Genomic DNA, 11422 nt, shown 5'->3' with positions numbered 1-11422 from the left:
TTCAGAACAGCTTGAAGCCGCCCAGGTCGGTGTTGAAGCCAAGCCAGGTCAGCGCAGCCGCGGCCAGCATCCCGAGCACCAGGTAGAGCTTCCAGGATCTGCCTTGGGCGACGTAGGGGTCCCGCAGGCTGCGCTCCGCCCCTTCCGGCAGCCTGGCCATGCGGGTCAGCGCCGTGCCGAAGGGGATGTTGATGCGGGCGCGGGCGTTCACGGCCCAACCGTTCGCGTCCAGGATGGGACCCAGGTTGCGGTTCCTCAGCTTGAAAAAGGCCATCGCCACGGAAGGACCCGAGATCGCCAGGAACAGGCCCACCATCGCGAGCGGCATCTGCCAGCCCTTGAGGCCCAGGAAGCCCGTGACCACCGAGGCCAGGGCGGTGCCGATGGCGCCGATCGCGAGCCCGAGGGCCGCGAAGATACCGGCGAAGCGCGCCGCGTCGAACGGCGTGGGGGCAGGTCCGGGCCTGGCGCCGGATTCGACCTTGCTGCCGGCCTCGGTGACCAGCTTGGACGTCATGTCGTCCACGCCCTTGGCCCGGGTGGCGGCAAATTTCTCCATCTGCTCGCTGATCAGGCGGGTGGCCTTGCGGTAGGGCGCCCAGAAAGCCTGGCGGATGCTGATCGGGTGATCCACGATCTTGGTGATGGTGGCATCCCAGTCCTTGCCCTCGCGGTCATAGAAGATGCCGTTGCGACCGACCATGAGCTGGTCCGAATCGCCGGCCGTGAACGCGGCGGCGATCGTCATCTTCTGGCCGGCGCGCACACAGTCGCAATACGCCAGGTAGACCCCGGACAGGCTGGCCAGCACGCCGTGGCGCGCCGGGTCCAGCACCTTGATGCAGAGCTCGCAGCTGCGGCCGTCCAGGAACAGGATGCCGGCCTGGAACATGGCCTTGTCGTCGCTACTATAGAAGTTGCGGAAGGAGACGAAGTTATTGGCCAGCTGTTCCAGGTCGCGCACATACCGCACCAGGCGTTCCACCTCGGCGATGAGGTCCGCTTCCGGGGCCAGGGCCAGGTCGCGCGACAGGAGCTGGTCGATGGCGGCGCGGATGCCAGGTGCGAGGAAGGCTTGCAGCCGCGAGGTCTCCAGGCCGGCCAGCGGCGTTTCCGGACGGGCCGCCTGCCAGGCCTGGTAGGCGGCAAAGCGGTCCTTCAGTTTCTCCCACTCGCCGGCGCCCAGGCTTTCCCGGTCTCCCAGCAGGGGCTGGACCACCTGGTCGCGCAGGGCCGCCACTGCCGCCGTCCAGGCCGGATTGATGCCGGATTCCAGCGGCAGCGCGCCGCCGGCCTGGACGTAGGCGATCGGCAGGGCCGCCAGGACGGCGTCGTCCGCCGTCAGGCTCCGGGCGCCGACGGCGCGGATCTCTTCCGGTGCGCCGTTCATCAATTCCGCGGCCCGTGGGTCGAACTCGGCCAGGCGGCAGCGGGTGAAATAATCGTCGGCCTTGACCCGGATCGCGGCCAGGGCGGCGAAGGCGGATCCAGTGTCGGCGCCGAGGGGCAGCAGGGTGGCGTCTTCGTGGGGGCGGGACTGCCAGGCGAGCCAGGCTTCGGCTTCGGTAAAGAAGCGGTCGGCGAGCGCCTGGTCGATGCCTGCCGCGCCGCTGCGATCCGGCACGCTGCCCAGGGTGTCCACGATGGCGGCGAAGACCGGCTCCAGCGCCTCGTCGCAGGCGGCGGCGGTGATGACGCCGTCGCCGTTGAAGGCCATGCCGGAGAAGATGCGGTCGCTGTCGCTGACATCCTCGACGCTGATGGTGTCGCTGCCGCCCTTGCCCAGGCTGTCCAGCACGTGGCGCGCCGAGGTCAGGAGCCGCGCGCCGGCTTCGCTGTCGATGTCGAGGGCGGCCAGCGGCAGCGGGCCGCCCCGCGCCAGGACGTCGGGGGAGGCCAGCCGCGCCGCCGCCCAGTCGATGGCGGCGATCAGTTCCGGAGCCCGGATGTGTCCGTCGTTGTCCGTATCCATCAGCGCCAGGGTGCGGCGGTCGAATTCCAGGCCCTGGACGGGACAGGAAAGGGCGACCCACAGCTTCTGGTCGAGCTGCTTGAGGTTGACGAAGTCGGCGCCCGTGTCGAGGCGGACCTGGGTGAAACCGCCGGCGGAAAAGAAGCGCCATGGATGACGCGCCCGGTCCTCGGCGACAGGAGCGGCGAGATCCAGGAGGTGGCGATCCAGCGGGGCGTTCATGACAGGGCCTCGCAGGCGCGGCATGTTCCCATGCGGGTGTGGACGGGGGAAGCGATAAGGGGTAGGACAACTGCCATGTCGAGCTTGGCCGAGGAGGCCTGGGTCATTGTACGGAGCCCGGCAGTCTAGCCTAAAATTTATCGCTAAGAAGTTGGTCGGAGATTTATACCAAAGAGCAGCCCGCCTTCGCGGCGCATTTCGCACCGCTTTCCGCGCATCTGGCGCCGCCGGCCGGCATGTCGTCGCAAACCTGCCGGAGCACTACCCGCCCTGATAAGGTGGCGTGCATCGACCACTACGCGAAAGCCCGTCATGCTGCAGCAAATCCTCATCAAGACCCCAGTGTATGTCTGGGCCATCCTCGCCCTCCTGGTCTATCGCGGCGTGCTGGCCGCGCGCGAGCGCGACATGACACTCACCCGGATGGCGATCGTTCCGGTGGTGATGCTGGTGCTGGCGCTGCACGCCGTCGCCAGCCAGTTCGGCATGGCGAGCGTGGCCATGCCGGCATGGCTGCTCGGCGCGGCTGTCCTGACGCTGCAGCGCCTGGCTTTTGGACGTAGCTGCGTCCTCGCGGTAGCCGGCGCAGGGAAGGTGCGACTGCGCGGCAGCTGGACGCCGCTCGCCCTGATGCTGACGGTATTCTCGATCAAGTATGTGCTGGCGGTCGTGCTGGTGATTCTGCCCGAGATGGCAGGACAGGCGATCTTCGTGGCCACTGTGTGCGGCCTCCTCGGCCTGTGCAATGGCTACTTCCTGGGCCAGCTGGCGCGCGATATCGCCTCGGCCCGCCGCATCCCGCATGAGCAGCAGTCCAATGGTGTGCCGTCCACGATTGCCGATGCCGTATGATCCCCGCACCGGCGGCGCCCAGCTCGCCGATTCGCAGGAGAGAACATGCTGAAACTGGGAGACACCGATCCCCGGCTGATCGACAAGCTCGGCACGCTCGCCGCACGCGTGGTGGAAGACGCACTGGCCTCGGGCCTGACCTGGGACCAGGCCGTCGTCGCCCTCGGCGTCGCGGCCAAGGCGATGTCCGCCAAGGCGGCCAGCCAGGGCGGCGCCGCGTCGGCCGACTACGCCCTGCATGCCGAGAAGCGCCTGAAGGAAGGCATGGACCGCAGCGCCGCGGTCCTCAAGGCCTACCTGAGCTGAAGCGTGACATTCCGAGAGTTTGCAAGCCCGCGGCAGATGGCATGATCTGCGGATGCAAACGAAGGATGGACGAGGATGAAACACACCAAGCCTGACTACTGGTTCGCGGCCAAGCCGCCGGGACATGGATGGGGATGGGGGCCGCCGCTGACCTGGCAGGGTTGGGCGGTCCTGGTGGGCTTCATCATGCTGCTGATCGCGGGATCGGTCCTGGTCCTGCCCTACGGCACCGGCATCTTCCTCGCCTACGTCTCCGTCCTCGGCGCGCTGCTGATCTTCATCTGCGCGAAGAAAGGGGAGCCGCCGGGGGTCTAGAACCCGATCCGGCCCTTGCCCGGCGTCGGCCGGATGCGGATGTCGTCCACGCTCACGCGTTCGCGTCCGGCCGCCACCGCATGGCCCAGGCCATCGAGCAGGGTCTTGCGCAGGTCGCGCGGCGACACGTTCACCAGCTTGTCCAGCACCACGTCGCCCAGTCTTGGGTCGAAGGCCGCCAGGTTCAGTTCATCCAGCAGCCCGGCATACATGCGCTGGGCGATGCCGGCCGCCTGTTCCGGCGTCGGTGTCGGCACCTCGTACACGGCCATGCGATTGAGCAGCGGATGCGGGATGCCTTCGACCGAATTGGCGGTCAGCACCCAGAAGATCTGCGAAGCGTCGATCTCGACGTCGATGAATTCGTCGCGGAAGGTGCTGGCCGTCTCCGGTTCCAGCAGCTGATACAGGGCGGCGAGCGGATCGGATTGCGAGGAGCCGCTCGCCTTTTCCACTTCGTCCAGCACGATCACCGGATTGGCGTACTGCCCGCGCACCAGGCGCTCGGCCACCTTGCCGCACTTGGCGCCGCGCCAGCTGGCCGAACTGCCGGTGATGACGAAACCGGCCGACAGCGCATTCATGCTGATCAGCTCGCACTCGGTCTGCATCACCCTGGCCAGGCGCCGCGCGAAGTGGGTCTTGCCCACGCCGGGACCGCCCAGCAGCAGGATCGGCATGACGTTGACGCCGCGGTCGCCCGCATGCGCCAAAGCCAGGTAACGCGCCAGGTCGTCCAGGACTTCGTCGAAATTGGGGCATTCCTCGAACAGGGGATCGAGGGCATCGATCGATGAGGGCTTGGTGACGAAGCGGTCGGCCCCGGTCTCCAGCATGCGCTCGTAGAACGCTTCGAGTTCCGGGGAGCGGCCGCGGCTGCGGTCGAGCGCTTCCTGAACTTCGATCAGGTCGTAGACCGCGCAGGTACGGGCGAGTGTAATGCTCACGGCTTTCTCCTAGGTCGCCCGCCCCCATCCGGCTCCCATCCTGCCGAGCGGGCCGTTAGCCGGATGGGTCTTCGCCATGCCCCGATCCTAACGCTTCCAGCCGAGCACCGCCAATCCCCTAACACTAATTCTGTGCGGCAATTTTAGTTTCCATGAAAAAAGACATCGTCATGACATGACGTTGATCAAACGGAAAGCTTGTCATTACAACTGAGGTCCAACCTTCATGTTGTTTCCTAAGTGACTGATTTACGAGACATTTTAGCTTGGCGATGCCTCAATAGATGCCGCTAAGTCCTTGGTTTCATTAGACAAATTCGGATTTGCCAAGCGTGAATTCGCTTGACCACCAACATTGATTCCAATAAAGTGGGAAACAGTGTGAAAAAGTGTCGATTTGTGGGGGAGTTTTGGAACCCCAGGCGGCCAAAAAATTCTAAATTGATAATTCTCCAAGCTAGGTAAATACGTGTTCCAGGGCGCGTCAGCGATCAATCTCGATGCTAAAGGAAGGATGTCGATCCCGGCAAAGCATCGTGACGCCCTTGCGGTCCAGTGCGAGGGCCGGATGACGCTGACGAAGCACCCGCACGGCTGCCTGCTGTTCTTCCCGCGCCCGGTGTGGGAGCAGCATCGCGAGCAGATCGCGGCCTGGCCGATGTCGGCCCGTGCGTGGCAGCGCATTTTCCTTGGTAACGCGTGCGATGTCGAGTTGGACAGCGCAGGCCGGGTACTGATTTCGCCCGAGTTGCGCGCCGCCGTGGGTTTGGAGAAAGAAGTCATGATGTTGGGCATGGGCACCCATTTCGAAATCTGGGATGCCGCCAAGCTTGCCGAAAGCGAAGCCGAAGCTGTTGCCGGCGGCATGCCCGATGTCCTTTCCAATTTCTCCTTCTGAGGCGCCGATGACGGAAACAAACACGGTGCCTGGAGCTTTTCAGCATCGCACGGTGCTGCTGGATGAAGCAGTCGACGCGCTCGACCTGACCGGCGAGCGCATCAACGGTACATATATAGATGGCACGTTCGGCCGTGGGGGCCACAGCCGCCTGATCCTGTCCCGGCTGGGCCCGCAGGGCCGCCTGGTCGCCTTCGACAAGGATCCGCAGGCGATTGCCACCGCGGAGCAAGTGCAGGACCCCCGTTTCACGATCGTGCATGACAGTTTTGCCACGATGATCGACGCGCTTGACGCGCGCGGCATCAGCCAGGTGGACGGCATCTTGCTGGACCTTGGTATTTCGTCGCCCCAGGTGGACGACGCCTCCCGCGGATTCAGTTTCCGCCAGGATGGACCGCTCGACATGCGCATGGACACCACGCGCGGGATGTCGGCGGCCGAATGGCTGGCCACCGCGACGCAACAACAACTGGAAAAGGTTATTCGGGATTATGGAGAAGAACGGTTTGCTTTCCAGATTGCAAAGGCGATTGTTGCTCGCCGCGCAATCCAGCCAATTTCGACCACACGAGAGCTTGCCGCAATCGTGGCAGACGCGGTCAAGACTCGCGAAAAGGGCAAAGATCCGGCAACCCGGACCTTTCAGGCTGTCCGGATTTTCATCAATAAAGAGCTTGAAGACCTCGAAGCAGGTCTGAGCGCCGCCTACGCGATGCTGGCGCCGGGGGCGCGCATGTCCGTGATCAGCTTCCACTCGCTGGAAGACCGCATGGTCAAGCAATTCCTCGCGTCCAAGGCCAAGGTGGAGCAGCCGGACCGCCGGCTGCCGATCCGCGCTGTCGACCTGCCGCAGCCCCTGATGAAACTGATCACCAAGACCAAGCCATCCGACCTCGAGGTCGAGGCCAACCCGCGCGCCCGCTCGGCGGTGCTGCGCGTGGCCGAACGCCTGGGCAATCGTCAGGAAAGCGCTGCATGAGCCTCAAGCTGAACATCGTCCTGACGGTGGCCGTGGTCGGCTGCGCGCTGTCGGTGGTGAACGCGCGCTACCAGTCGCGCCACCTCCTGATCGAACTCGAACGCCTGAACCAGCATTCGCGCCAGCTCGAGATCGACTGGGCCCAGCTCCAGCTCGACCAGTCCACGCTCGGCAAGAACGAGCGCATCGAGCAGATCGCGCGCAACAGCCTGAACATGTCGCCGCTCACGCCGGCCCGTACCCAGTACCTGACGGAAGGGGCGAAATGAGCCGCACCGAACGTCGCAGCACCTCGCGGGTCGCCGCGTCCAAGGGCGTGGCCTTCTCGAAGAGCCCGGTCCTGGCCGTCAACGTGCCCAACTGGCGCTCGCGCCTGGTGCTGTTCGTGCTGTTCGCGGCCTTCGCCGCACTGGCCGTGCGCGCGCTCTGGCTGCAGGGCGTGTCCACCCAGTTCCTGCAGAAGCAGGGCAAGAGCCGCTACGAGCGCCTGGTCGAACTGCCGGCCGCGCGCGGCAAGATCATGGACCGCAACGGCCAGGTGCTGGCCTCCTCGCTGCCGGTAAAGGCGGTGGCCGCCTTCCCGAAAGAAGTGCTGAACGCGCCCGACGACAAGCTGGCCGAACTGGCGCGCCTGCTCGAGATGCCGCTCTCCGAGGTGCGCACCAAGCTCGATCCGAAGCGCAGCTATGTGTACCTGAAGCGCCAGGTCGAGATGGACAAGGTCGAGCAGATCGAGAAGCTCAAGATCGACGGCATCGACACCCGCAAGGAATACAAGCGCTACTACCCGCAGGGCGAAGTGATGACCCACATGGTGGGCTTCACCAACGTCGAGGACCGCGGCCAGGAAGGCATGGAACTGTTCCACCAGAAGGCGCTGATGGGCGTGCCGGGCAGCCGCCGCGTCATCCGCGACCGCCTCGGCCACATCGCCGAAGACCTGGGCATGTTCCGCGAGCCGCACCACGGCAAGGACCTGACCCTGTCGGTCGACAGCAAGCTGCAGTACATCGCCTTCACCAGCGTGAAGAACGCGGTCGAGAAGTTCAACGCCCAGGCCGGCGGCGCCGTGGTGCTGGACGTGCACACCGGCGAAGTGCTGGCCATGGCCAACTACCCGACCTACAACCCGAACGACCGCGCCGGCCTGACCGGCGCCCAGCTGCGCAACCGCGTCATCACCGACACCTTCGAGCCGGGATCGACCCTCAAGCCGGTCACGGTGGCGCTCGGCCTGGAAAAGAAGAAGATCACCCCGGACACCGTGTTCGACACCTCCGGCGGGCGCATCGTCGTGGGCGGCCGCCCGATCCGCGACATGCACCCGAAGGACGCCTTGACGACCAGCGGCATCATCCAGAAGTCCTCGAACGTCGGCACCGTCAAGATCGCCCAGATGCTCGAACCGAAGGACATGTGGGAGCTGTACACCAAGCTGGGCTACGGCCAGGCGCCGCGCTTCGGCTTCCCGGGCGCCGTCGCCGGCCGCGTGCGTCCATGGAAATCCTGGAAGCCGATCGAATACGCCAACATGTCCTTCGGCCACGGCCTGTCGGTGTCGCTGCTGCAGCTGGCGCGCTCCTACATGGTGTTCGCGCGCGACGGCGACATCATCCCGCTCTCGTTCCTGAAAGTCACCGAAGAGCCGGTCGGCCAGCAGGTGATCACGCCCGAGACCGCGGCCAAGATACGCACCATGCTGGAATCCGTCGTGGAGCCGGGCGGCACCGCAACGCGCGCCCGGGTGGCCGGCTACCGCGTGGGCGGCAAGACCGGCACCGCCGAGAAGATCGTCAACGGCCGCTACTCCAAGACCGACAACATCGGCTACTTTGTCGGCATCGCGCCGATGTCCAAGCCGCGTTTCGTCATCGCGGTCATGATCGACAACCCGCGCGGGGCCCTCAGAACCGGGGGCAGCGTCGCGGCGCCGACCGCCGCGGACCTGGCCTCGAATGCCTTGCGGGCCGCGAACGTGCCGCCCGACTCATCGATCACCGACATCATCATTCCGGACGAACCGGTAGAGGAGGATTTGTGATGGCGATGAGCCTGAACGACATCTGCCAGTGGATTCGCGCCGCCGCTCCAGGCGGCCGACTCGTTTCCGACTCCCGCCGCGTGGCGCAGGGAGACGTGTTCTTCGCCTATCCGGGCGAGGCCTCGGACGGACGCAGCTACATCGCCGCGGCGCTCGCCGCCGGTGCCGCCGCCGTCGTGTATGAAGAAGACGGCTACAGCTGGGACGCGGCGCACGACATCGCGCATCTCGGCGTGGCCAAGCTGAAGAAGAACCTGGGTCCGATCGCCCACGGCGTGTTGCAGCATCCGGACGCCGGCATGTTCACCGTCGGCGTGACCGGCACCAACGGCAAGACTTCCTGCGCGGTGTGGACCGGGCAGGCGCTGGCGCGCCTGGGCGAGACCGCCGCCGTGATCGGCACCCTGGGTGTCGGCATTGTGAAGAAAGGGGCGGAACCGCAGTTCGACGCCACCGGCTACACCACGCCGGACGCCGTGCTGCTGGCCCAGACCCTGGGCGAGCTGCGTGCCCAGGACGTCGGCGCGCTGGCGATCGAGGTCTCGTCCATCGGCCTGGTGCAGGAGCGCGCCGCCGGCATGCACTTCGACGTCGCCATCTTCACCAACCTGACCCGCGACCACCTCGACTTCCACGGCACGATGGAAGACTACGAGGCCGCCAAGCTGAAGCTGTTCGAATGGGAAGGCCTGAAGCATGCCGTGGTCAACCTGGACGACCCGGCCGGCCTGCGCCTGGTGGCGCACCTGCGCACGAACTTCCCGGCGCTGCCGGTGACCGGCTACACGCTCGCGAGCGAGGCCGAGCAGCCGGCCATCGACGGCGTCGCCATCCTGCGCGCCTCGAACATGCGCAGCCGCCACGCGGGCACCGACTTCACGGTCGACAGCCCGGCCGGCACCGCGGTCGTGAAGACCCGTCTGGTCGGCCATTTCAACGTCAGCAATGCGCTGGCGGTGCTGGGCGCGCTGCTGGCCAAGGGCGTGTCCTTGAAGAGCGCGGTGGACGCCGTCGAGGCGCTGGCGCCGGCCCCGGGCCGCATGCAGCAGATCGGCGGCCAGGATGCGCCGATGGTCGTGATCGACTACGCGCACACCCCGGACGCTCTGGAAAAGACGCTGCAAGCCCTGCGCCAGGTGGCCGACGAGCGCGGCGGCCAGCTGTGGTGCGTGTTCGGCTGCGGCGGCGACCGCGACCCGGGCAAACGCCCGCAGATGGGCGCCGTGGCGCAGGCCGCCGACCACATCCTGGTCACCAGCGACAACCCGCGCAGCGAAGAGCCGGTCAGCATCATCGCCCAGGTCGTTGCCGGGATCGAGAAGGAATACCAGGCCGTGGAAGACCGCGCCACCGCGATCCTGCTGGCCGTGAAGAACGCCGGCAAGCAGGACGTCATCCTGCTGGCAGGGAAGGGCCACGAGCCCTACCAGGAAATCAAGGGCAAGAAGCTCCCGTTCTCCGATGCCGACCACGCTTCGCTGGCATTGACCGCGCGGCTCACCATGATGAGGACCCACTGATGCGCGGTACGCTTGCACAACTGGTCGCCGCGATTCCGGGCGCACGGCTCGCGGGCGGCGACGCCGCCTTCGAGGGCGTGTCGACCGACAGCCGCACGGCGCCCGCCGGCGCGCTGTTCGTCGCCCTCAAGGGCGAGACCTTCGATGCGCACAGCTTCCTCGGCCAGGTCGCCGGACGTGGCGTGGCGGCAGTGGTCGTGCACGCGCTGCCTGAGGGCTGGACCCTGCCCGCGATCGTGGTGCCGGATACCCTGGTGGCGCTGGGCCGCATCGCCAATGCCTGGCGCACGCAGCATGACATCCCGGTGATCGGCGTGACCGGCTCGAACGGGAAGACCACGGTCAAGGAAATGATCGCTTCCATCCTGGCCGCCGCCTTCGGCGAGGAGGCCCGCCTGGCGACCCAGGGCAACCTGAACAACGAGATCGGCGTGCCGCTGACCCTGTTCCGCTTGGGGAAAGCGCATCGCGCCGCCGTGATCGAGATGGGCATGAATCATCCGGGCGAGATCGCCCGATTGGCCGCCATCGCCGCGCCGACGGTCGCCATGGTGAACAACGCCCAGCGCGAGCACCAGGAATTCATGCACACCGTGGAAGCGGTGGCGCGCGAGAACGGCTCGGTGCTGCAGGCGCTGCCGAGCGACGGCGTCGCGGTGTTCCCGGGCGACGACACCTATACCGCGCTGTGGCGCGGCCTGGCGCCGTGCCCGGTGCTGACTTTCGGCTTGAGCGACGCATGCGACGTGCGCGCGACCTACACCTCGACCGGTTTCGGCAACGCGCTGCAAGTCGACGCACGCGGCCGGCAGTTCGCGCTGAACCTGGCCGCGGCGGGCGACCACAACGTGCGCAACGCGCTGGCCGCGATCGCCAGCACGCTGGCGGCGGGCATCCCGGTCGAGGCCATCGTGCGCGGCCTGGAAAGCTTCGCCCCGGTCGGCGGCCGCCTGCAGTGCAAGCAGGCCGCCATTGGTGCGACCGTCATCGACGACACCTACAACGCGAATCCCGACTCGATGCGCGCCGCGATCGACGTGCTGGCGGCGTATGACGCCCCGCGCATCCTGGTGGTCGGCGACATGGGCGAAGTCGGCACGCAAGGTAAGGAGTTTCACGAAGAAGTCGGTGCTTACGCTCAGGCGCGTGGCATCGAACACGTGCTCGCCACTGGCGAACTGGCCCGTCACATGACGGCGTCGGGAGCACGGCATTACGAGCAGTTCGACGAATTATTGGCAGCACTGGATTCAACACTGGGCGGCAATAGGAAAGCGACTGTGCTGGTGAAGGGCTCGCGCTTCATGAAGATGGAGCGCGTGGTCCAGCACCTGACCGGATCAACTATGAGTAAGGACGCCCACTGA

Annotated in this window: 11 protein-coding genes; 9 read left to right on the top strand and 2 right to left on the bottom strand. The window is 66.3% G+C overall.

The annotated features are described in order from the left end of the window. Position 1: 1 nt before the first annotated feature. Positions 2-2194, bottom strand: a complete 2193-nt coding sequence (locus tag ACK6C6_RS22955; protein ID WP_409269472.1) for a hypothetical protein — start codon at positions 2192-2194, stop codon at positions 2-4. A 165-nt stretch (positions 2195-2359) separates the two neighbouring features. On the opposite strand from ACK6C6_RS22955, the gene ACK6C6_RS22950 reads away from it, so the two are divergent. The 3 genes from ACK6C6_RS22950 (at position 2360) to ACK6C6_RS22940 (ending at position 3667) form a co-directional block, all read left to right on the top strand. After that, complete coding sequence (locus ACK6C6_RS22950; protein ID WP_409269712.1) at positions 2360-3046, top strand: DUF6622 family protein; 687 nt, start codon at positions 2360-2362, stop codon at positions 3044-3046. A gap of 45 nt (positions 3047-3091) precedes the next feature. Then, positions 3092-3352, top strand: a complete 261-nt coding sequence (locus ACK6C6_RS22945) for a hypothetical protein (RefSeq protein ID WP_409269471.1) — start codon at positions 3092-3094, stop codon at positions 3350-3352. A gap of 75 nt (positions 3353-3427) precedes the next feature. Further along, on the top strand, positions 3428-3667 hold the full coding sequence (locus ACK6C6_RS22940; RefSeq protein ID WP_409269470.1) for a hypothetical protein: 240 nt from the start codon (positions 3428-3430) through the stop codon (positions 3665-3667). On the opposite strand, the gene ACK6C6_RS22935 is transcribed toward ACK6C6_RS22940, so the two are convergent. Further along, a complete protein-coding gene (locus tag ACK6C6_RS22935) occupies positions 3664-4614 on the bottom strand; it encodes an AAA family ATPase (protein WP_292042112.1) in 951 nt (316 codons plus the stop codon). The two genes, ACK6C6_RS22940 and ACK6C6_RS22935, sit on opposite strands and share 4 nt — an antisense overlap. A 469-nt stretch (positions 4615-5083) precedes the next feature. On the opposite strand from ACK6C6_RS22935, the gene mraZ reads away from it, so the two are divergent. The 6 genes from mraZ to murF are packed head-to-tail and all read left to right on the top strand — an operon-like array spanning position 5084 to position 11422. Further along, positions 5084-5512 (top strand): division/cell wall cluster transcriptional repressor MraZ, encoded by a 429-nt coding sequence (gene mraZ, locus ACK6C6_RS22930; RefSeq protein WP_027867878.1) that lies wholly within the window; start codon positions 5084-5086, stop codon positions 5510-5512. Then, positions 5499-6494, top strand: coding sequence for a 16S rRNA (cytosine(1402)-N(4))-methyltransferase RsmH (gene rsmH, locus ACK6C6_RS22925; RefSeq protein WP_409269710.1), 996 nt, complete (start codon positions 5499-5501; stop codon positions 6492-6494). Before mraZ ends, rsmH begins: the two co-directional genes overlap by 14 nt. Beyond that, complete coding sequence (ftsL, locus tag ACK6C6_RS22920; protein WP_209587896.1) at positions 6491-6763, top strand: cell division protein FtsL; 273 nt, start codon at positions 6491-6493, stop codon at positions 6761-6763. Before rsmH ends, ftsL begins: the two co-directional genes overlap by 4 nt. Next, the gene (locus ACK6C6_RS22915; RefSeq protein ID WP_409269468.1) at positions 6760-8535 is read left to right on the top strand and encodes a peptidoglycan D,D-transpeptidase FtsI family protein; all 1776 of its coding nucleotides are present in this window, start codon (positions 6760-6762) and stop codon (positions 8533-8535) included. The genes ftsL and ACK6C6_RS22915 overlap by 4 nt, the downstream gene beginning before the upstream one ends. Next, on the top strand, positions 8535-10055 hold the full coding sequence (locus tag ACK6C6_RS22910; RefSeq protein ID WP_409269466.1) for a UDP-N-acetylmuramoyl-L-alanyl-D-glutamate--2,6-diaminopimelate ligase: 1521 nt from the start codon (positions 8535-8537) through the stop codon (positions 10053-10055). The genes ACK6C6_RS22915 and ACK6C6_RS22910 overlap by 1 nt, the downstream gene beginning before the upstream one ends. Beyond that, entirely contained in the window at positions 10055-11422 is a 1368-nt protein-coding gene (gene murF / locus ACK6C6_RS22905; protein ID WP_409269465.1) for a UDP-N-acetylmuramoyl-tripeptide--D-alanyl-D-alanine ligase, read from the top strand. The genes ACK6C6_RS22910 and murF overlap by 1 nt, the downstream gene beginning before the upstream one ends.

Source organism: Massilia sp. BHUDP2, assembly GCF_046236355.1.
GTDB lineage: Bacteria > Pseudomonadota > Gammaproteobacteria > Burkholderiales > Burkholderiaceae_D > Telluria > Telluria varians.
The sequence above is the reverse complement of the archived record's forward strand: the minus strand, read 5'-3'. Positions and strand labels throughout refer to the sequence as shown.